Source organism: Bacillus sp. FSL K6-0268, assembly GCF_038005425.1.
GTDB lineage: Bacteria > Bacillota > Bacilli > Bacillales > Bacillaceae_G > Bacillus_A > Bacillus_A thuringiensis_S.
Genome location: NZ_JBBOTF010000001.1, coordinates 1,506,644 through 1,528,207, shown reverse-complemented (window position 1 = coordinate 1,528,207; position 21,564 = coordinate 1,506,644). Strand labels below are relative to the sequence as shown.

Sequence of the window (21,564 nt, the reverse complement as noted above, 5' to 3'; positions counted from 1 at the left end):
ATTGCGGTGAATTATTTACTGATATTTCGTCCCCTTTTTCATCAATTTATTATTTTACCACATGTGAAATTTTAAAAATTAAATATTAATGTAGTGTAAGTACAATATAAATTCCCAATTAATATTAAAAGATGATAGGCTATTTTTATAATTGAATTACCTTTCGTACTCTAAAAAACACCCTACCAACAAATGCTTCTAAGAATGCAAAAGATTGGAGTACATGGCCGGGGCACCCTAAATACGGTAAGGTTCCGGAAATTATAAGACTAGAAATGTTAGAACGTGAAGCAGTGGCTAGAGAAGCTTTGAAAAAATCAATAAAAGAGAGGTTACAACCCATTGAAAACAATAGTTAAAAATATAGGTGGTAAAAAGATAATAGCTACAGCAGAAGAACATTTAGGCCCCCAGATAGAAAAGTTATTGTATTTGCTAACTAAAGTAGAAGATAATAAATTAGTTGATAGATTTTCTATGCAAGTTGGTTGGTCTATTTTTGTTCTATCCAAACGTGAAGATGGGTATCACATTATTGCCCCAGATTATACAAAAAATCCATTTAAGGATACTACAGATGATCTAACAATTGCTTTATGGGTGCAATTAGAACAAGTACATTGTTTACGTCAGTTAAATATTGACGGTGAAACAATAAAGTTTAGCGATAAAATAGTGACTTCAAAAAATGTGTTACAACTAGATGAGGTTTATTTACAAAGAGCTAGGGATTGTGATAAAGGTGATTCTGGTTGGTATATCGGTCCTGTCGATGAAACAGAAGAAACTGACGGTGAATTAGAAGCATATTACGCATATCAGCTACTAAAAATTAGACCTTCAATTATTCAAGTTTTAGCCTTACCTTATGAATATCTGGTAGTTTTTGAGAAAGATAAAATCAAAGCCATTTTAGATGATAATGATGTCGATGTTTGGAATGGAGTTGCAAACTGAGATTAGTTAAGTTCTAAAATAATTGAGAGGGCTTAACCGCATGAACTCAAAAATCCCGGAAATTCTAGGAATATTAGACGGTTATGAGAAAAGGGTAATTTTAGTAATTATAGAAACTGAAGCAATGGTTTAAATTAAACTAGAAACTTACAGGATGGAAAATAATCAATAATGAATAAATTATAAAAGAGCATCCCACCATTAAAAACTGCACCTCCAATTGTTAGACACAGTCTAACAATTGGAGGTGCAGTTTTTCTATGGTTAAATTCACAACTGATGAAAAAATATACATCGTTCAACGTTATTTGAACGGAAATGAAAGTTACCGAGAAATTAGTAAAGCTATTGATATAAGAGACACCGTAATTTTGAAATGGGTAAACCAATATAAACAAAATGGTTTTTTATTTGAAAATAGGATGTAATATTTTATTCATATTCCGTTCATAAACTTTCCGTAAAATGATTGTAGCGAATATGGAAAGTTTACAATAGGAGGAATAAAATGAAGAATTTATATAATGCATCATTCATTTACTTAATTATCGGTTTATTATCAGGAGTATTTGCAAGAGAGTATTCGAAAGCACAAGGAATTAAAGGATCCACAATGTTGCAATTAGTACATACACATGTACTAGTGCTTGGTTTCTTATTTTTTTTAATTGCTTTCGCTTTATGTAAAGTGTTTCATGTACAAGAAACAAAGAGCTTTCGTGCATGGTTTATTGTTTATAATGTAGGATTAATTTTTAATATTGCAACAATGCTATTTAGAGGTCTATTACAAGTAAACGGAACTGACTTTAACGGTTTAAGCCATATGGCTGGGGTAGGTCACGTTATTATAAGTGTAGGGCTCATTTGGTTTATGGTTTTGTTAAAAAAGTCATTTAAATAGATAGGAGTGGAAAGTATGATAGCACTTTTATCAAGTGTCGTAGCAGTTTGTATGGCTGTTGGGGTAATGTTTCTACGTTTTAAAGCAGCGAAAAAGCCGGTAACGAAAAAGAAAATTATATTGCCGCCAATTTTTATGAGTACAGGCGCGATGATGTACTTTTTACCAGAGTTTCGATTAACATCGTTAGAAATAGTCGAGGCAATTAGTATAGGGCTTATTTTCTCTATTTTTCTTATTAAAACAACTAAGTTCGAAATAAAAGGCGAACATATATTTATGAAACCGTCAAAAGCATTCATATTCATTTTAGTAGGCTTATTAGCTGTACGCGTGGCATTAAAGTCATATTTAAGCCAATCAATTGATTTGGCAGAGTTAAGCGGAATGTTTTTCTTACTTGCATTTGCGATGATTGTGTCGTGGAGAATTGCGATGTATCGCTCGTTTACTAAATTAGAAAAGACAATAAACAGAGCTGGAATTTCTATATAGGAAATCCAGCTCTGTTTATGTTTTATTAAAATTCTTTAGCGCGGAACTCATTTGCTTAATTTTAAACGTATTTGAGCATCTTGTAATGCGGCTGGTGTAACGTTAAGACCATTCGAATCAACAATTTTTGTGTTTAATAAAATGGAATCTAAGCTTCCACGAAATGTTTGTGTATAGTTTTGACGCAACATTTGTTGTTCTTGTTTTTCATCAACTGTTAATCCAGTTGCTTTTTCTTTTTTTGACAATTCGTTAATACGGAATAAAATGTTTTGCATTTTGTTCACCTCTTATTTAAATTTAAATTAGTAACTTACTAATTTATAGTTATTGTAACTTGTTTAGTTGTCTGTGTCAATACTATCTAAAATTTAGTTAAAAATTGACGAAAAATTATAACAATAATAAAATGAAGTGTATTGAATAATTAGTTTCACAATTATACATAAAACGCTAGGGGGATTATTATGAAATCAACATTTTTTGCTCAAAATAGAGAACGATTAGCAAACACATTACCAGAGGAATCCATTACGATTTTATTTGCTGGACAAGCACCTCATATGTCAGCCGATGCACATTATAAATTTGTACCGAATCGTAATTTTTACTACTTAACGGGAATCGGTGAACCAAATGTTATTTTTATGCTGAAAAAGTTTGGGAATAGTGTAGAAGAGACACTTTTCATTGGAAAATCAGATCCAGTAATGGAAAAATGGGTTGGGAAAACAGTTTCTAGCGAAGAAGCAGAGGGAATTTCAGGTATAAAGAAAGTTGTATATTTAGATAGCTTTGAAAAGACAATGTCAAATATACTTTTTACAGAAAATGCGAAGCATCTATATTTAGATATAGAAAGTCGTGAGTGGAATGGTATGGAGACAAAAACATTAGCATTTGCTAAACATGTAAGAGAAAAATTCCCACACGTAACAATTGGTAATGTATATCCGAACATTTGTGAATTACGAGTATTTAAAACAGAAGAAGAAATTGAAATTATTAAAGAAGCGATTGCTATAACGAAAGACGGTATTTACAACGTACTTAAGCATGCAAAAGCAGGCATGATGGAGTATGAATTAGAAGCACAATTTGATTTTACACTGAAATCATCTGGCATTAAGCACCATGCATTCAATACAATTTTGGCGAGTGGGAAAAATGCTACAGTTCTTCATTATGAAGATAATGATGCACAAATTCAAAATGGTGATTTAGTATTGCTAGATTTAGGCGCTCAAAAAGACTACTATAACGCTGATATTAGTTATACATTCCCGGCAAATGGAACATTCTCTAGTCGCCAAAAACAAATTTATAATATTGTATTAAAAGCATTAAAAGAAACAACAGAGATTATTAAGCCAGGATTAAAGTTCGCTGCATTAAATGAGCATACAAAAAAGGTACTGGCAGAAGAGTGTAAAGCAATTGGTTTAATTCAAGAAGATGAAGAGTTATCAAAATACTATTATCATGGTGTCAGCCATTTCCTTGGTTTAGATACACATGATGTAGGAACATATAAAGATAGAGTGTTAGAAGAAGGTATGGTTATAACAATTGAACCTGGTCTTTATATTGAGGAAGAGTCGATTGGTATTCGAATAGAAGATGATATTCTTGTAACGAAAGACGGGTATGAAAACTTATCAAAAGATATCATTAGAGAAGTTGAAGAAATTGAAGAATTTATGAGTGTAAATAATGAACATGTAAAAGGAAACCAAGCTGTAGTTAAATAATAAAAAAGTCATCACTAATTTATTTGAACTTTATCTCGAATCGTGGACAATTAAAAAATCCAGGATTCGGGATAGGGTTCTTTTTATCTTCGAAATACTAATCTTTAATTATTAATCCTAATAAAGTTGCAAACTGAACAGCTTGATATGTTGATACTTTACATCCTCTTAAATCGTTCACTGAAACTGTAAGTGTATCAAAGGTAGAAGAACTAATATCTATCCCCTTCAGTGATGTCTGATCAAAATTAGCTTCATCAAGACTACATAATTGGAATTCAACTTTTTTAAGTTTACAGTCAAAAAAATCTGCATTATTTAATGAAGTTTCATTAAATATAATTTTTTCTAGTTTAGAATTCCCAAATGCTGCTAAATTCAAAATTGAATTCTCAAATTTAACATTTCCTAAGCTAGATTCTGCAAAATTAACCCCGATTAATTTACTGTTTTTAAATTCGACTCTATGAACAGAAGAATTGCTTAAATTAACATTTGATAAATCGCAGTTTTCAAAACAAACATCTGTAATATCGATATTGCTAAAGTCTGTATTAGTGAATTTACAATTCTTTATCACTGCATCATACAATCGCACTCTATCTACAGATTCATTTTCGAAAGTGGAGTCTATAATTTCACACACTTCTAATGTTGGATCTTCTTCATAAAAAATATCTTGAAAATTCTTTGAAGATAACTCTGGTGAAATTTTTGGTCTATCAATTTTCATCGTATATCAATCCTCTTCTATTTGATATATTTGTGTAATTTGAGTCTATTGTCTTCTTGTAAGGAACATTAGTTCTTATTATACAAAAATGTAAGTTCTTTTGTGAAGAGCATTTTAGCTACATTTTTCTTATTTAATAATAGCAGTGTTATTGTTTCTTAAGAAATAACGTCAAAACAAATACGAGAACGGCTAATATAGTCGCTACAAGGAAAGCATTTTGTATTTCTAAAATATTCGCCTCTTGTAATGTCTCCGCTTTTAGTAATCTTCCAATTAGCTTACGTAAGATCTAATTACATCTCCTTATTTTCTTGAAAATCAACTTCTATAATGATTTTGAAAAAGAAAAAGGGGGGATTTTCCATGAAGCGATTTGTATTAGCAGCCGTTACAGTCTATGTAATATTTTTAATTGCTGCCTGTTCTGTGACGACAAATACAACAAATGATCATAAAAATATGAATGATAAAAAAACAATACAGACTGAAACAGCTACAACACCATTGAAGGTTGAAAAAGGACCAGAAGTTACTTTAATAGCGAAAGAAGAAAAGCAAAAATTAAGTAACGGTGTTATTGTTCCAGTCTGGACATTTAATGGCTCATCTCCTGGTCCAGAAATTCGGGTGAAAAAAGGTGAAAAGGTGAAAGTGACATTAAAAAATGAATTATCTGTACCAGTATCTATTCATTGGCATGGATATCCTGTCCCAAATAACATGGATGGAATTCCAGGCGTGACACAAGATGCAGTTGAACCAGGAAAAAGTTTCACTTACGAATTTGAAGCGAACGTACCAGGAACGTACTGGTATCACTCGCATCAAGATTCTGTAAATCAATTAGATAGAGGTTTGTATGGAGCGCTCATTGTAGAAGATGCAAAGGAAAAATATGATAAAGATTACACATTAATGTTGGATGAATGGGTTACAGATAAAGAAGAAATTAAAAAGCAGTTAAAAGAAATGACAAAAGGGCAAATAGGTAATAAATCTAAAGGTGATGAAAATACGAAAAAGAATGACGATAAGAACGGCATGGATCATTCCGGTATGGACATGGACAGTGATCAAAAAGACTCTAGTAATATGACAGGAATGGACCATGGAAATATGAAGATGGAAGGTCATGATATGAGTATGTATGATTTATTCACAATTAATGGAAAAAGCGGTGATTTAGTAGTGCCATTGAAAGTGAATAAGGGAGATAAAGTTCGTTTTCGACTCGTTAATGCTGGTTATCTATCACATGATATACATGTTCACGGTCATGATATAAAAGTAATTGCGACAGATGGTCAACCAATAAACGATCCAAAAGTTATAAAGGATAAAGTAATTTCAATCGCACCGGGCGAACGTTATGATATTGAATTTACTGCTAATAAAACTGGGAAATGGTATGTTGAAGACCATTCGAAAAATAAAGGTGCAAAAGGAATGAAAGCTGTTATTGAATATGATGGCAGCAAAGAGATGAAAGATAAAGCAGACGAAAAAGAAAAATTACCGAAAGTAGATATAATGAAATATGGTACTAAAAAATTAGGTGGTTTCACGTTAAATCAAGAGTATACTGCCACATATAATATGGACTTAAATACGCAAATGAATGGAAATGAAATGGTATATACAATTAACGGAAAGGTATTTCCGGATATTGACCCAATTCAAGTAAAAAAGGGTGATTTAGTAAAAGTGAAGTTGGTAAATCGTTCTAAAATGGATGATCACCCAATGCATTTACACGGGCACTTCTTTCAGGTGTTGAGTAAAGATGGAAAACCGATAAAAGGTTCTCCAATTGTAAAAGATACATTGAACTTAAAACCAGGAGAAGAATATGAAGTAGCCTTTGTAGCAGACAATCCCGGTGAGTGGATGTTCCACTGTCACGACCTACATCATGCTTCAGCAGGGATGGTAACGGAAGTGAACTATACAGATTATAAATCTGACTATGTTCCAAACCAAAATATTCCTAATAAGCCAGAATAATAGGAAGCAGTTATCCTATGGATAGCTGCTTATTCATTTTTGTTGCAAGTACTAATGTATATGTTGATTATGCCCAGGTGCAGGAGTATGATCTGGGAATGTCGCGAATACGGCAACGATAATTACTACACTAATTGAAAGTAATAACAAAAAACGCTGTTGGATAAAAGTAGAAAAGTTCTCCGATAACAATTGAATCGCACAGGACATAGTAATCGTTATAGTAAGTAAAAGGCTAATGAACAATATACTATGAGCTTGTTGAGCGTTTAACATTTCTGTAATCATTGCTCCCATCATACTTGCCATTAATCCAGAGAACATTCCTTCTAAAGCAGTATATAGGTGAAAACGTAGACCCACTAAAAAACCGATAAAACCACTAATTAAAATAGCAAGTAAAGTAGAATATAGTAATTCCCCCTTAAAGAGAATGCCTAAATAAGAACCAATACTTAAACCGATACTCATACTAAAAGACATAATAAATACCATATACTCCATTAGGGTACCCTTACGTTTAGAAATATTGGATGCAATAAGAATTGAGGTACAGCAAAGTGTTAAGGTAGTTAACGTATAAGCAAACATTATGATACCTCCTTGTCCTATCGTTCATTTCATCATATGTTTATATGGAGAGTACTTATGCTTATTAATATCTGCATATTATCTGCACAATTTCATAGATGTAAGCAAAGGAACGCTTGATTTTTTAGGGCGTCTTTTTTAATTGTAAGCATGTGAAAGAAATTGTTATATTATGAGTTTCTATTGTGAAGCCATAAAGAATAAGCGTATAATATTATAGGTCTCACATTTGCGAGACAAACCGCGAATGATAAATAAGATTGTTGTTTTATCATCGCTTCTAAACATATATACAATGAAAGTAACACTGGAATACAGATAGGGAGTTATAAAATGAAATTAATTATTTTATATGGATAAGGATGGACAAACAATCATAAATACACTTTATATAGTCTTCTTAATCCTTGTCACATAAAGGGTTAAGAAGACTATATTTGTTTGACTATTATTATGGAATAGTTCAAATAACAGTAGTGAGTAAATATACAATAAAGTAATTATGTTATTTGTAATGAAATAGCAAAGGAATAGAGATATATTTAACTAGTTTATCTAATATATTCAAATTATGAAAAGGGACGTGAGGAATGAGAAGAGTAGTTGTGGATTTGAAGTAAAGTCACGAGGTTTCCGTAGTCGTTTAAGACTAAATTAATGAAAAATAAAAAATTATATACTTATATACGAAAGAGCATAAAAATGGGGGATTTATGGTAAGAGGTTTAATCAGGCAATAGATAATAATTAGTTATCTAGACAATAAGCTAGTTATCGGTATAGTATAAATATACTATTTTATCTCTTTGTATAATGTGGCTGCGCCCTTGGATAAGTAACCCGTATTCAGATTTTGGAGCACTAGTATATATAAGTAAGAAGAACTCATAGTAAGAGGGCTTTTCTATGCTTATTTTTCAGTAGAAATAAAATATGATTAGTGGGGGATAGAATTTTGGAACACAAAATTTGGGAAGTGGATACAAATAATCCTAGAGCTTTTATAGTACGTGGTTATACTTATGATCAGCAAGGACGACGTGTTTGTAAATGGGAGTATGAAACAACAATTGATGGAAAATATGTGAACCATTTGTTCTTTCAAATTGATTGGGGCATAAGGAAATATGGAAACGCGCAGGTCTTTTACACCGAACTTTTAGATTATAAAGGGAGAATAAGCAGTTACTTAAGACCCTTCCATAGGCTTCAAATGATTTTAAATGGTAGTAATCCACAAAGACCTACAAAGCAGAAGCCACACATATTATAGCTGCCGAGAGAGTAAAGTGTGATATAAGAAAAGTCTTGAACCATAAAAAGTAAATGACAGTAATCCTTGCACTTGTTAAAAGCGTTAATAAATAGGCGATAGAATTATAAGTTGCGGTATAAGTATTATGTCGGTGTATCCGTATTTGTAATATGAATACACTTTTAAAGCTGTAATTCTTGCAATCTTTTAGAGGAATTGGCATACATAAAAAAAGCTCCGTACCAAAGCCTTTTGCTAATCTCTTGTGTATGAAAAAATACGTTCACTTATAATGAATAGGGATAGAGGTTTTTATTAGAAAAAACCTCTATCAAAGGAAGTTATTTAAGGTGTGCAGAGTTTGTACTACAAATAGTGGAGTGCATCATTCTATTATAATAGGTTTAAGAATTAATGTTATCCCAATTTAATCATAATCAGATGATGGTAAGCGTTTTGAAAGGTTGCTACACATTCCTAATCCATTTAGTATTCTTTGTATAAAATTTTTGATATTGCGACCTTACAATAAATACCATGAGATAAAAATATATAATGGTTATAATATTTCATTCGTTTCATTTATAAAAAGGTCTGAAAAAGTAAGCAGACCTTTTTATTTGTTTGAATCATTAACAGTATAATATTTTTAATGCGATATATATAGATGTTTCTCGAGGAGGATTATGTAAGAAAGAGGATTATTTTCATCAGTTTAAAAAATGTAGAATGGAGAAAATAAATGAATAGTGTAAATTTAGATTTTTTAATTGAAAAGGAAGAAGTAGGGATAGAGGATAGAAGTTCAATAAAAATAAATGAAAAAAATAACGATTTAATTTCTCTTAATAATTTATTGAGTGGATCAGCATTCTTATCAAGTATAAGAAAACCAATATATCAAAGAAAGATTTCTTGGGGAATGTCAACTATTATGAAGTATTTAGAAGGTGTGATAGAAGGGGATACAGTGGTAATAGTTAACGTTTTGAAATTAAATGATGATAAAGTCTTAATAATTGATGGGGCTCATAGATTAAGTACTTTAATAGGATGGGTAAATGATGATTATGGTGATGGTAATCTATCAATAGAATACAATAATATAACAGAAGAGGATAAACAAAATGCTGAACAGATTCGTTCATATATAAATGATAGAATTGGTTCATATGAAGAAAAAAAGCATACCAAAAAAATAAAGGAAATTAAAATACACTTAAATTATATAGATAAATTGAATGAATCTGAACTAAGCCGAATATTTAGAGGAATTAATCAAGGAAGTATTGTGAAAGTTGAAGAAGTTAAAGAGAAAGAAGTATTTTTTGCATTTTTAGATATATTAGGATTCAAAGATTTGGTAAATAATAATAGTAATAAGGATTTAATAGATCTATATTCTAAGATTATTGACGGAAGTGTAGAAAATGCTCTTTCAAAGGGACAGATAAATATTGACGAAAATGGTAATGCTAATCCAAATTTAGAGTACGCTTCAGTAAATACGCTGGTTATTTCGGACAGTATACTATTATGGACTAATCATGATCATCCTTGGGATTTTATGGATTTAATACTTGTAGTTAGAGAGGTCTTATATAATAGTATGAAAGCTGGAATTCCATTAAGAGGTGCGATTGCAAAAGGGCCCCTTGTGACACAAAAACATGATAAATCTAAGGGGGATATTTTAATCCATAGGTTTACAGTTGTAGGAAAAGCATTAGTAGAAGCATATAAAAAAGAAGCTATTCAAGAATGGTCAGGTTGTCTAATAGATGAAGAGTGTATTAATTCACTATCGAATAGTGTGATTAGTAATAATTTAGATATACTACTGAATAAGAATATACTAATTAAGTATAAGGTACCTTATAAATTAGGAAATATAAAAGAGGAATACGTCTTAAACTGGGTTGGTGAAAAAATGACTACTAAAACAGTTCGTGAGTCTTTTTCAAAGTATAACAAAGGTGTAAATAACTGGGCTGTTGAATCTAAAATAAAAAATACACTTGAGTTTTTAACCTATGTTCAGAGTTTACAGAAATCTATGAGTTCCAAAAATAATAAATTAGTATAGGGATAAAAAAGCAATATAAATTTATAGTCATAAAAAAGGAGATTTTATTTCAATTAACAACATAGGCAACAGTTGTAGGAAAATATGAGAACCGCTATGATGTGACAGTTTTAATCAATGGATTTCCAATCGTTCAACTTGAATTTAAGCGTAGAGGACTAGATTTTAAAGAGGTCTTTAATCAAATTCAACATTGTCGCAGGTATTCATTCCAAAAATTATTTCACGAATAAAGATAAAGAAAACTAATAATACCTATTATTAGTTTCAAAAAACAAAAAGTGCTTTACAGAGTGAAAGATTATTCATCGAACATGGTGAGAAAAAGCTTGGTGATAGGATGTCCTACAAAATAAGAGGTTACAAGTTGTATAAAAGAACAAAACATACAAACTTAGATTCAGTTCAGGAAGGAGACTATAAGTGTCTAATAAATATCCATTCAAAGATTTTCAAAAAATATGGAGTAAGAATCCCATTATAGTTATTGATACTAATATATTTCTAAATCTTTATAAATGCTCTTCAGATACTACAGAGGATATATTAAGAGTAATGAATTCTATCCCATTAGACCAATTTTGGATTCCCGCACAAATTTTAGAAGAATTTGATAAAAATAAAGAACAAGTAAAAAGTGGACAATACAATAAATACAAAGATGTACCTGCAAAAGTTGAATCGACAATGACAAAAGCACGCAATGAAATTTCGAAGAGTTTTGCTCAGTATACTAAATTTAAATTCCCACATGTCACCACATTAGAAAATAAAATTAATAAGATGATTTCGTTGATATGTGATGAAGCAAAAAAATATGAGGAAGATATTAAAGAAGAAATTAAACAAAATAAAAAATGCTTAGTAAAGATAAAATTCAATTATTTATAGATACAATTAAAGAACATGGAAATGTGGGTAGTCCGTTCAATATTTCTACATTATTAAAATTGTATACAGAGGGAGAGCAAAGGTATAAATATAAAATTCCACCTGGATATGAGGATTTACAAAAAGATCAGAAAGATGAAACTAAGAGACAAAAATTTGGTGATTTAATTCTTTGGAAACAGATTTAAAAAAAAGCTAGCTCCACCACAAATCCAGTAATACTTGTTACTCAAGATGTTAAAGAAGATTGGTGGGTTTTAGAAAAAAATAAAGTACCTTTAAAACCAAGAGAAGAATTAACTATAGAATTCTCTGAATATAGTAATGAACAATTTGTTTTGATGAGTCGTAATAATTTTATAGATTATATTTCAGAAATAAATCAAATTATTATAAAGAATAAAACTCAAATAGAGATGAATGCCAATGAAATCATACTAAATTTAATATCAGAATTGGATTGGAAAAATATATTACATGAAAGTGGTCTTTCTTTTTACCTAAATCATAGTGGTGACGTTGAAAATTTAATAGAACATTTACTTTCAAATGTTGTAATTACATCATATCGCATGCCAGAAATTGAAATAAATACAATAGATCTTAAGAACAAGGAAGCAATTATAGAGGCTAGTTTTGAAACTTATATTGGTACTATAATTTATGAGCTTGTTACAAAGGACTATGAACATTCATACGAGGCATTACTAAAGCTCGCAGGTCTAATAACTATTGAATTTGCTATAACTTTAGATGAAGTTAATTTTATAGATCATAATACACTCAAAATTATCGTCAATGGATTTGATGTTCAAGATATCCAAAGAAAAACTAGGTTAGTTGATTGGGAAACAGGGGAAGAAATTTGTGAAGATTGTAACAGAAATCCAGCTGAATATATCACCCACAAAGGTAAAAACATTTGTAATAATTGTTCTCTAAAATATGAAGGATGTCCAGATTGCGGGAACTTCTTTGAAATAGGTGAGCTTGCTGGTGCTTATTGTACGGATTGTGAGAAAAACCACTAATTTTAAGACTTAATTAAATAAGCAATAAGCCAAAGAAATATTATTATAAAGGAGACTAATGAATGCGGTACTCTAATTATAAAAGAATTAAACAACTTGGTGAAGGCGGGAATGGTCGAGTTTTTCTAATGGAGAATGATTCCAAAGAGGAATTTGCTATCAAAATTTCGAAAATAAAGGAAGTTACGGGGCACTATACAAGATCAAAATTAGAAAGATTTAAAACTGAAGCAATTAAAGTCCATAAGCTCTATGAAGAGGGGCAAAGGGGAATAATTCCTGTATTTGATTATAAATTACCTTGCGAAGAAACAGGTGATTATTATTTTGTAATGCCCATAGCAATTCCTTTAGAAGAAAAGATTAAGGATTACAATAATATTTATGATTTAATAAATATTTTCAAAAGCTTGGCAAAAACATTAGGCGAGCTGCATTCCAAAACAATTTCGCATCGAGACATAAAGCCGGAAAATATCCTTTATTATCAAGATGAGTATTGTTTTGGAGATTTTGGTCTAATCGATTTCCCTGAAAAAGAAGAGTTAACTAGAGGGAATGAACCTATAGGGAACCGAAAAACAATGGCTCCTGAAATGAGAACGCCTTCTTTAGTTCAAGATTCAAGGCCAGCAGACGTTTATTCCTTTGCAAAAACACTTTGGATTATACTTACTGGAGAGGAATTTGCATTTGATGGTCAGTTTAATTGTTTTGAAAATCAGAAAATGCAAAATAAATATAAAGAAATACATTTTGTAGAATTATATCAATTGCTAATGGATTCAACAGCTGAAATTCCGGAGAAAAGGCCCACAATTGAGGAGTTTTTAAGTAGATTAATAGAGTGGGAAGAAATATCTAAAGATAGTGCTAAAGTTGATATGAGCCGTTGGCGATTCATAGAACAAAATATTATTCATCAAAAATATCCAAGTACAGTAATTTGGAGAGACAAAAGTCAAGTAGTAGAAATTCTTAAGCAATTATCTATTGTAAACTTCAATCATACTTTTATCCATGATGGCGGGGGAATGGATTCAATAGGTATCGAAATGTTTGATGATATAGAAAAAGATATGGTTATGCTTAAATTTGGTCCTAACATGTCACAGATTTTTAAAATAAAAAAATTAATATGGGAGTTACCAAACGAGGATCCGGAATTTGGTTATTTTCGTTTAGAGTTTGAAAGATTAAGTCCTATATATCCCGAGATAGTTGCAGAAAATGAAAAAATGATGAAAGAATACTTAAATGATTTTGGAGTATTATCTTCAGAAGATTTAATCGTCAATGAAAATAAAGAGTATGAGCCATATAGAGAAAATGATGAACGAGCATTATTTAGTATTAAACGTTGGTTTAATGGTTCATTTTTAATTGTTCCTAAAGGATCTATATATAATCATATCAGTACTACTTATGATGGAAGGCATTCCAAATTTAATGCAGATGATTTCAGAGAATACATGGTATTATTGCGATATGTATATAAACATGAAATATTAAAACCATACTTTTGGGATATTGCTCATCATAATCCTCTGGAAGATGACCTATTTGAAAAACTTAAAAAAATTCGAGTTATGACAGATGAAGAATTAAAGAGTAATATACAAGTTGATGGTGTTTTCCGAATGTAATAAAACTGACTAATAGCCTAAAGTATCAAATGTTTTACCTTAAAATATTTGATACTTTTTAATATCGACCTATATAATTATTAAAACTTAATTAAATAATATAAGTGTTACTGTAACTTTAACTTTTGAATCCATATCTACAGACACATATAGGACCTTACTTTAAATGAATCTGTATATTAAATACATCTATTTTCAAAGGTACTCATTGTGAGAATGTTTGTTCGTTGTTATAATGAAATTAGAAAAAACTACCTATTTTTACAACGGGTGCATTGTACGATTTACCATCATTATGGTAGTGGTAATAATAAAATTATTACTTAAGGAGGAGGGAGAATTATGGAAGATATAATTTATTTACCTGATCAACATCATATTGAAAAAATACGAGAGAATCTTTGGTGTGAAAGAGAATATGGGAATGTTTCAATAATGGTAGGGGCAGGTTTTAGTATGAATGCTGATAAATTGTCTGATAATTCAGGTTCTTTTTTACTCTGGAATCAACTAGGAGAAAAAATGAAAGCTGGATTATATCCTTATAGTAGCAGTTATAATCAAGATGTCCTGAAACTTGCGAGTGAATATGAAGAGGTTTTTGGAAGACAAGCTCTTGACGAATTAATTATAAGTTCTCTACCGGATGAAAATTATGTACCGGGTAGCCTACATAAAGTGTTGTTGTCTTTGCCATGGGCAGATGTTTATACCACAAATTATGACACTCTTTTAGAAAGAACCACAAAATACATATATGATAGAAAATATAATTTAGTTTTAAATACCTCAGATATTCCAAATCGTATGAAACCTAGGATAGTAAAATTACATGGAAGTTTCCCTTCGCATCGCCCTTTTATTTTTAGTGAAGAGGACTATCGAACTTACCCAATAAATTATGCTCCGTTTGTTAATATGGTACAACAAACAATTATGGAGAACGTATTATGTTTGATTGGCTTTTCGGGAGATGATCCGAATTTCTTAAATTGGATAGGTTGGGTAAGAGATAATTTAGGTAAAAATACTCCGCCTATTTACTTTTGTGGATTTGTTTCTTCTACCCAAAGAAGAATGTTAGAGGCAAGAGGAATTACCCCGATTGATTTTTCGCCGTTATTTCCAGACTATAAATATCCTGGGATATTAAAGCATAAAAAAGCGTTAGAATGGTTTTTATTAAATCTAAAATATGGTAGAAAAGCAGACGTGTTAAGGTGGCCTAATGTAGAAAACGTTATTCATAGTAAGCATGAGGATTTGCCATATATACCTGTGCAAAATCTTGATATTCCAAATATTGAAATGGATTTTGGTTTTGGTAAAAAAGTCGAAGAAAAGGATCTATTAAAAATTTTAAAGGATTGGAAGCATATACATATGTTACATCCCGGTTGGATAATTACTCCTAAAAACAATCGAGATAGCCTTTGGAGAGAAACTGATAGAGCAATCAATCCTATACTAAATAATCTTGATAAGTTAACTTATGTAGATGCACTAATGCTTCTATATGAGTTGAATTGGAGAATTGAGACTTCACTAGTACCGTTATACACTGAAAATATTAGTAAAATGGTTGTAATCATAGAGAAATTTAATGCAATCTTTCAAACTAAAAATATATATAGAAATCAGGAAAAATTAAAAGATTTCAAGTCAAATTTGACATCAACTATTGATTGGCAATTTTTACAAAAGTGTTGGGTGGAATTAATATTTGCGATTATAAGAGAAGTTAGAGGGGATCACAAAGTAGCGGAATTCGATTATTGGATGGATACCATTGAGGATGTTGTGAAGCAAAGTCCTGAGTGGACTTCAAGGTGGTACTATGAAAAAGCGCTCTTTAATTTGTTCAAATTGGATCAGGAAGGTATTCAGCGTGTTCTCAAAGAGTGGCCAAGAAATAAAAACTTTCCTTTTTGGCAGGTTAAAAGGGCATCTATACTTGCTGAATTAGGTGAGATGAGGGAAGCTGAAAGAGAGTGTGAAGAAGCTTTAGAAGATATTCGTATACGATTACAGGCCAATAGAGTAGATGTTTCTTTACTTTCTCAAGAAGGATGGACAATGGTTTTATTAAGGAGTATTAAGAATAATGGTGATTTTGAAAATGATTTTGGGGAGTATCGTGATAGATGGACAAAACTTTCGCAATACAAATGTAACCCATTTCAAGAAGTGGAAGTAATGGATTCTTTATTAAAAGACTCTGTTCCTAGATGGAAAGGAAATGTTAGTATTACGCAAGGGTTCGATCCAGGAATAATAAAGCGCCATTATTCCTATGGAAGCGTTTTTGCAGAAGAAATACGTTTATCTTTTGCTTTTTTACGTTTGTTTGAAGAAGTAGCTATGCCTAAAAGATGTGGAATAGTAACGATGTATAAAAAATCTGTTATAAATGCAACAAAATGGATAGAACATTCTGCACCTTTGCTAGCAATGAGTGCTTTAATTAGGACAGGAGATACCAAAGAAATTGAGAAAATATTTACAAGGGAATTTATTGTTTCTTTAACAAAAGAACAAGTTGAAATTTTTTATGAATTATTTGTTCCATCGCTTGTGCAAGCGATGAGTAGGATTTCTCAAGAGGAGGATATTGCTAGTTTTTCTAGTAGGCTCTTACCTAACTTAATAGAAATTATATCTAGGATATATTTTCGGTTTTCAAAAGAGAAAAAGAAAGAAGTTTTTAATTTAATGATAAAAATGTATAAGTCAAAGGAAATTCAACAATTCCATCTTGTGCACTCTCAATTGAATTCCATGTTTAAAAGGGTATTATATGACATGAGTGATGAGGAAATATATCAACAATTAAATACGTTGTTGGAACTCCCGATAATTGGAGAAAAAGGGTTTGATTTAGAGAAAAAGCCAAGGTGGTTTGAGCCTTTTGGACACATAAAATGGAGCGGAAATTATAAGGTTAATCGAACGGATGAAGCTTGGGATAATGCCATTACAAGGTTAATAAAATTGGTTAGAGATTTCAACAATTCTGCTAGAGATAATGCAATAGTAAGGTTAAATAGTTTATTTGAAATTTGTGGGTTAACAAAAGGACAGTGTGGGGAATTTGCTGAGGCCTTATACAGTCGAATTGACAAGCAGACGGGGTTACCATGTACTTTTAAATTTTTTAACAGTTTCTTTTTACGTTTGCCTAAAAAAGATGAGGAACAGGTTAAACAGAATTATTATAATTGGATAGTGAAGCAAGATATACCAGGAGTTTTCACGGAAATTGGTGGATATAGTGGTGGTATTGAATTCGCTGAATTTGTAACTGAATGGATTAATAGCGCTCCTTCCTTATTCCCAGACCTAAAGAGTGAGACGGATATAAATTACAGTGAAGAAGATTGTATAATATTGTTAAAGAAAGTGCTGGCTTGGTGGGAGAAGGAAAAGGAGAAATTTAATATATTAGGTGAAGGGGATTTTCATGAAAATCCTGAAACTCACATGTATAATCTTGCGTATTTAATGGTTACCGTAATATTTTTAAAATTAAAGAGTATTGATGATAAAATCAAAATGGAGATAAAGGAATTACTTGAAGATCTTAAAAGAAAGGGAATTCAAATCTCTCATGTTCTGCCGGCAACCTTACATTTGAAGATTTACGATATAGATTATGTATATCAAATGTTAAAAAAAGATTTAGAGTCAAGTGATAAAAATAGAGTAAAGTACTCAAGTAAAGGTTGCTTGCACTGGATTATATACGAGCAAATAGGGATTGCACCAGAAATTCCAAATATTCTTGTTGACAATTGGATAAATAAAGTTTATAGTCGTCGTCAACCTAAATTAGATAACTTATTAGGAGACATAGGGGATTGTATACTGTATGTCCCTAATGTACTAAATGAGATGCACTGGAATTATGTGTTAGAAGGTTTGGAGTACCTTATCGAAGAAGTAGATATAAAGGTTTTAACAAAAGAGAGTGAATTTCAACTGTTTCCTAAATCATCATATGCAATATATAGAGAACTATGTGTGAGGCTGGCTGGTGTAGCCTATAAAGTGTTTCAAGAGAAGAAAAAAGGTACGCCAGATATATTAATTAAGTGGCAAAAGATATGTGAAACTGATAGTTTACCAGAAGTAAGAAGGCATTTACATTTATTTTCAAACTAAACACAATAACAATAGTTTTCCCCCTTTAGATATGATATATCTAAAGGGGTGTCTGGTATTAATATTTTTTTGTTTTTTCTGCAGCGTATAAAGTAATCCTTGTACCAGGATTTATAGATAAGTTATTACCATCACTATTATTTCAAGGTGGTTTCTGTTTGTTTCTTACTAAATAAAATCCCAAAAAATATTTCTGATTAAACTTTATAAAATAAATAGTTAATCTTGGCTTTTTACATTTAATTAAAGACAGAAAACAGGTCAATAGTGCTTATATATATAAAGTCGAATTTGGTAAATTATACGCTTGTTGTATTTCAAAAGAGACGTTTCTACAAGTAAGGATTCTTTAAGTTATTTTGAAAGTAAAACTTAGAAACAGTATAATACATTATAGACATTCGAGATTTGTGAATTATCGGGGGGAACCCCGCTGGGAGTGTGCTTAACCCAGGACCTTGAAATTATACTTACAGCCTTAATCGTTTTAACTTTAATTAGATATGTTAGTTATTTGCTGGTTTCAACGTTTAAGGGAGAGATGTGTATGAGAAATATTACTTATCACGTAAGTTTAACTTCTGCATCAGTACTAGAGACAATATGGGCTGTAGGAGTAAGTTACTTGGTCGGGACGAGCTTGTCCCCGATAGTTCATAAATGGATACAGGAAATATAGATGACGAGAGTCACAAAATTACTAAATTTAAAGTAGCTGCGTACAGAATTTTTTAGTAGTTTGTGTCACTCGTCATATGAGGTATTTCCAGAGAAGAGGTTCTTTACATTGACTATTCGTATAATAAAATTTTCACGAATTTTATTGTTGTTAGTTATCCGTTTGAAGTTTTTTTATATCAAGTTCCAGTTTCTGAATATCTAATTTATGTTTCTCAACTTCTCTGCCTAACTTTTCCTTTTCAAGATTATATTTAATATCATCGTATTTTGTCTGGTAAAGAGTTAAATAGTCTTGAGCGTTTTTATATTTGTTGTAATTATTCATCAGAATCATAAAGTAAATAACCAATATTATTACGGAAAATATTACATAAACAAACCTTAAGGAATCACTCATATTAAAATGAGTTATATATTGTTCTACTTTTTGAATTGATTTGAAATTATCATTATTTACTAGAATAGTTAATAACAAAACAATAACCGGTAATGGTGAAAAAGATTTATAGATATCTACTTTTAATTTGAAACGATCTGAAATCATTTTTGTTTTATTAATGCTAGAGAGTAAGACATCATCAGAACTATTCTTTATTTTTTCTACTTTTTCTTGATGATTATAAAGATCATAAACAAGATATATGTATCTGAATATAATGAAAATAATTGAAAGGATAGATAGGTTAATGAGTCGGTGTAAGGTAAATATACTTTTAATATTACTTACAGTAAAAAAGAGAATGAAACCAATTATTAGAAGAACAACAATCAACTTAAGAACTTCCTTCGAGATTTCCTTTAGAGCGGTAATAGATGCAGCACTTAATTTTTCAGTCATACAGGTTCTCCAATCATTTATGAGTAAGTTTGTGTTTAAAAAGGGTTCTTTTCTCTTTAAACAAGATTAGCTTTTATACGAATACCTCCATATATTATTTTTATGTGTGAATTATACCAAAAATAGATTCTTTAAGTCTAATAGTATTCGTAAAAATAAAGGTACTCTAACAGGTGTTTTTTTCAATTAAGAAGTTTTTTTTCCTTATTCAAAAGAAAGTTTATACTTAAATTATCAGGTACTTTACTTTAATAAGGGTCGTCGAAATGTAGATTTGAAATAAAGTTATGATGTTTATAAAAGAGGATACGATACGTTGATTCTTTCAATACATTGAGGGGATCGAATGCATCTTGGAATAAAGCAAGTGTGCTATTTGGGATATACTGGTGAATTGTTTTAGCTGCTTTTCCTTCATCAACACCTGTTACAACTTTACCTGCTCCAGATAGAATTAGAGTAGGGGATTGAATGAGATGTAGTAAAGAAGTATGAACAGGAAATTTTGCTTTTTTCATCATTAATAACATTTTTTTGTCTATTGAAAATGAATCGCGTAGTATTTGTTGCGTGTACGGTTCGTGTTTGTAAAATTTCATCATTAAATCAATAATTGTTGAATAGGGCAGCAAACTAAAGATGAAATTGGAAAATTGAAGTACCCATTTAGAAGTTTTAGTTGGGAATTCACTATAGCTATTAGAAATGACCAATTTTTTTACATAGGAAGGATGATGAATGGCTACTAATGTCGCAAGAATTGCTCCTTGTGAAACGCCGATTACATGAAGAGGTGTGTGGCCTAGTGTATCTAAAAATGAAATGATATCAGATACGATTAAGTCGTAATCATATACATTACCGGGAAAGGTTTTTCTCGATTCTCCATGACCACGATAATCGAGAAGAATCATTTGATATTCTTTAGAAAATGATTCGATTTGTGGTTTCCATATCTTCCAAGATGACCCGCTTCCGTGTAAAAAAAGGATTGATTCCCCTTGTCCAAAAGACTCGTAGTGAAATTCACCGTTTTTTGTTTTAATAATTGGCATGAATAAGCCCCCCTTTTTTTCAGTTTGCAAAAGTAAGATTACTTTTAAAATACAATATATGGAATGTATAATCGATATAATTTTGAAATATTTACTTTGTTTCATTTCAAAATTATAAAGTACGTCCACTTTAATCCTGAAATGCGTTTTCATACGTTTGATAGAATAAACCCTACTATCTAGTCTAATACTTTATTTTAATAAAATTTCTTTTCTCTAAATATAAACTATTCATTAGTCTAAATCCTTATTTAATTAATAGAAAAAAATAAAAATAAAGGAATCCTATTAAACCAGCGATACTCAGTCTAGAACATTTTTTTAATCAAACATTTTACGCAATTTATCAATATGTAGAAAGATATCTTCATTTTGATAGAGATACGATTTAGAAATACCAGAATGCACAGAAACGGCATGGAAATTTACAGCCCTATTTTCCCGAATTAGTTCTTGGATTGCATGATGAACGCGGGCGGCAG

The 21,564-nt window shown here is 30.8% G+C and carries 18 protein-coding genes and 3 pseudogenes; 15 read left to right on the top strand and 6 right to left on the bottom strand.

Annotation, left to right across the window (positions count from 1 at the left end; translation table 11 throughout):
- Positions 1-342 precede the first annotated feature (342 nt).
- From MHI28_RS07670 to MHI28_RS07655, 4 genes and pseudogenes are all read left to right on the top strand, one after another.
- Positions 343-957: an immunity protein Imm33 domain-containing protein gene (locus tag MHI28_RS07670; RefSeq protein ID WP_000849723.1), complete on the top strand. Its 615-nt coding sequence runs from the start codon at positions 343-345 to the stop codon at positions 955-957.
- 260 nt (positions 958-1,217) lie between these two features.
- Positions 1,218-1,361 (top strand): annotated as a pseudogene (locus tag MHI28_RS07665) (transposase); the annotation flags it as partial.
- A gap of 104 nt (positions 1,362-1,465) precedes the next feature.
- Positions 1,466-1,861 carry a DUF2871 domain-containing protein gene (locus MHI28_RS07660; protein WP_000794056.1) on the top strand — a complete coding sequence of 132 codons (396 nt, stop codon included), beginning with the start codon at positions 1,466-1,468 and terminating at the stop codon, positions 1,859-1,861.
- A 15-nt stretch (positions 1,862-1,876) separates the two neighbouring features.
- Positions 1,877-2,356 carry a CcdC family protein gene (locus MHI28_RS07655; RefSeq protein ID WP_000561074.1) on the top strand — a complete coding sequence of 160 codons (480 nt, stop codon included), beginning with the start codon at positions 1,877-1,879 and terminating at the stop codon, positions 2,354-2,356.
- Positions 2,357-2,403: 47 nt separating this feature from the next.
- Here the strand turns inward: MHI28_RS07655 and MHI28_RS07650 are convergent, their stop codons facing one another.
- Positions 2,404-2,634, bottom strand: coding sequence for a DUF896 domain-containing protein (locus MHI28_RS07650; protein ID WP_001179615.1), 231 nt, complete (start codon positions 2,632-2,634; stop codon positions 2,404-2,406).
- Positions 2,635-2,823: 189 nt separating this feature from the next.
- On the opposite strand from MHI28_RS07650, the gene MHI28_RS07645 reads away from it, so the two are divergent.
- Complete coding sequence (locus MHI28_RS07645; RefSeq protein WP_340827739.1) at positions 2,824-4,107, top strand: aminopeptidase P family protein; 1,284 nt, start codon at positions 2,824-2,826, stop codon at positions 4,105-4,107.
- 97 nt (positions 4,108-4,204) lie between these two features.
- On the opposite strand, the gene MHI28_RS07640 is transcribed toward MHI28_RS07645, so the two are convergent.
- Positions 4,205-4,840, bottom strand: coding sequence for a pentapeptide repeat-containing protein (locus MHI28_RS07640; RefSeq protein ID WP_000687268.1), 636 nt, complete (start codon positions 4,838-4,840; stop codon positions 4,205-4,207).
- A gap of 366 nt (positions 4,841-5,206) precedes the next feature.
- Between MHI28_RS07640 and MHI28_RS07635 the strand changes: the two genes are divergently transcribed.
- Complete coding sequence (locus MHI28_RS07635; protein ID WP_000819879.1) at positions 5,207-6,847, top strand: multicopper oxidase family protein; 1,641 nt, start codon at positions 5,207-5,209, stop codon at positions 6,845-6,847.
- 51 nt (positions 6,848-6,898) lie between these two features.
- On the opposite strand, the gene MHI28_RS07630 is transcribed toward MHI28_RS07635, so the two are convergent.
- On the bottom strand, positions 6,899-7,438 hold the full coding sequence (locus tag MHI28_RS07630) for a hypothetical protein (protein ID WP_000458532.1): 540 nt from the start codon (positions 7,436-7,438) through the stop codon (positions 6,899-6,901).
- Positions 7,439-8,393: 955 nt separating this feature from the next.
- Here MHI28_RS07630 and MHI28_RS07625 point away from each other — a divergent pair.
- The 9 genes and pseudogenes from MHI28_RS07625 to MHI28_RS07585 all read left to right on the top strand — a co-directional run bounded on the left by MHI28_RS07625 (position 8,394) and on the right by MHI28_RS07585 (position 19,187).
- Positions 8,394-8,711 (top strand): hypothetical protein, encoded by a 318-nt coding sequence (locus MHI28_RS07625; RefSeq protein WP_000400341.1) that lies wholly within the window; start codon positions 8,394-8,396, stop codon positions 8,709-8,711.
- Positions 8,712-9,435: 724 nt separating this feature from the next.
- Positions 9,436-10,779 carry a DUF262 domain-containing protein gene (locus MHI28_RS07620; RefSeq protein WP_001089663.1) on the top strand — a complete coding sequence of 448 codons (1,344 nt, stop codon included), beginning with the start codon at positions 9,436-9,438 and terminating at the stop codon, positions 10,777-10,779.
- 83 nt (positions 10,780-10,862) lie between these two features.
- Positions 10,863-11,012 (top strand): annotated as a pseudogene (locus tag MHI28_RS07615) (type I restriction endonuclease); the annotation flags it as partial.
- 190 nt (positions 11,013-11,202) lie between these two features.
- Positions 11,203-11,670 carry a PIN-like domain-containing protein gene (locus MHI28_RS07610; protein WP_002162854.1) on the top strand — a complete coding sequence of 156 codons (468 nt, stop codon included), beginning with the start codon at positions 11,203-11,205 and terminating at the stop codon, positions 11,668-11,670.
- Positions 11,637-11,858, top strand: coding sequence for a PIN-like domain-containing protein (locus MHI28_RS07605; RefSeq protein ID WP_002162853.1), 222 nt, complete (start codon positions 11,637-11,639; stop codon positions 11,856-11,858). Before MHI28_RS07610 ends, MHI28_RS07605 begins: the two co-directional genes overlap by 34 nt.
- A 150-nt stretch (positions 11,859-12,008) precedes the next feature.
- On the top strand, positions 12,009-12,701 hold the full coding sequence (locus tag MHI28_RS07600) for a hypothetical protein (protein ID WP_340828450.1): 693 nt from the start codon (positions 12,009-12,011) through the stop codon (positions 12,699-12,701).
- A gap of 62 nt (positions 12,702-12,763) precedes the next feature.
- On the top strand, positions 12,764-14,347 hold the full coding sequence (locus MHI28_RS07595; RefSeq protein WP_001270761.1) for a protein kinase domain-containing protein: 1,584 nt from the start codon (positions 12,764-12,766) through the stop codon (positions 14,345-14,347).
- A 342-nt stretch (positions 14,348-14,689) separates the two neighbouring features.
- Positions 14,690-18,508 carry an SIR2 family NAD-dependent protein deacylase gene (locus tag MHI28_RS07590; protein ID WP_340827737.1) on the top strand — a complete coding sequence of 1,273 codons (3,819 nt, stop codon included), beginning with the start codon at positions 14,690-14,692 and terminating at the stop codon, positions 18,506-18,508.
- A 547-nt stretch (positions 18,509-19,055) separates the two neighbouring features.
- Positions 19,056-19,187 carry a hypothetical protein gene (locus tag MHI28_RS07585; protein ID WP_309445994.1) on the top strand — a complete coding sequence of 44 codons (132 nt, stop codon included), beginning with the start codon at positions 19,056-19,058 and terminating at the stop codon, positions 19,185-19,187.
- A gap of 150 nt (positions 19,188-19,337) precedes the next feature.
- Here the strand turns inward: MHI28_RS07585 and MHI28_RS07580 are convergent, their stop codons facing one another.
- The 3 genes and pseudogenes from MHI28_RS07580 to MHI28_RS36125 form a co-directional block, all read right to left on the bottom strand.
- Positions 19,338-20,027 carry a hypothetical protein gene (locus MHI28_RS07580; RefSeq protein WP_000136867.1) on the bottom strand — a complete coding sequence of 230 codons (690 nt, stop codon included), beginning with the start codon at positions 20,025-20,027 and terminating at the stop codon, positions 19,338-19,340.
- Positions 20,028-20,275: 248 nt separating this feature from the next.
- Entirely contained in the window at positions 20,276-21,082 is an 807-nt protein-coding gene (locus MHI28_RS07575) for an alpha/beta fold hydrolase (RefSeq protein ID WP_001121573.1), read from the bottom strand.
- A gap of 321 nt (positions 21,083-21,403) precedes the next feature.
- Positions 21,404-21,562: pseudogene (locus MHI28_RS36125) on the bottom strand (DUF6262 family protein); the annotation flags it as partial.
- Positions 21,563-21,564 lie beyond the last annotated feature (2 nt).

Coding starts and splice junctions, on each gene's coding strand:
- MHI28_RS07660 (WP_000794056.1), top strand. CDS start 1,466: ATGAAGAATTTATATAATGCATCATTCATTTACTTAATTATCGGTTTA.
- MHI28_RS07655 (WP_000561074.1), top strand. CDS start 1,877: ATGATAGCACTTTTATCAAGTGTCGTAGCAGTTTGTATGGCTGTTGGG.
- MHI28_RS07650 (WP_001179615.1), bottom strand. CDS start 2,634: ATGCAAAACATTTTATTCCGTATTAACGAATTGTCAAAAAAAGAAAAA.
- MHI28_RS07645 (WP_340827739.1), top strand. CDS start 2,824: ATGAAATCAACATTTTTTGCTCAAAATAGAGAACGATTAGCAAACACA.
- MHI28_RS07640 (WP_000687268.1), bottom strand. CDS start 4,840: ATGAAAATTGATAGACCAAAAATTTCACCAGAGTTATCTTCAAAGAAT.
- MHI28_RS07635 (WP_000819879.1), top strand. CDS start 5,207: ATGAAGCGATTTGTATTAGCAGCCGTTACAGTCTATGTAATATTTTTA.
- MHI28_RS07630 (WP_000458532.1), bottom strand. CDS start 7,438: ATGTTTGCTTATACGTTAACTACCTTAACACTTTGCTGTACCTCAATT.
- MHI28_RS07620 (WP_001089663.1), top strand. CDS start 9,436: ATGAATAGTGTAAATTTAGATTTTTTAATTGAAAAGGAAGAAGTAGGG.
- MHI28_RS07605 (WP_002162853.1), top strand. CDS start 11,637: ATGCTTAGTAAAGATAAAATTCAATTATTTATAGATACAATTAAAGAA.
- MHI28_RS07595 (WP_001270761.1), top strand. CDS start 12,764: ATGCGGTACTCTAATTATAAAAGAATTAAACAACTTGGTGAAGGCGGG.
- MHI28_RS07590 (WP_340827737.1), top strand. CDS start 14,690: ATGGAAGATATAATTTATTTACCTGATCAACATCATATTGAAAAAATA.
- MHI28_RS07585 (WP_309445994.1), top strand. CDS start 19,056: ATGAGAAATATTACTTATCACGTAAGTTTAACTTCTGCATCAGTACTA.
- MHI28_RS07580 (WP_000136867.1), bottom strand. CDS start 20,027: ATGACTGAAAAATTAAGTGCTGCATCTATTACCGCTCTAAAGGAAATC.
- MHI28_RS07575 (WP_001121573.1), bottom strand. CDS start 21,082: ATGCCAATTATTAAAACAAAAAACGGTGAATTTCACTACGAGTCTTTT.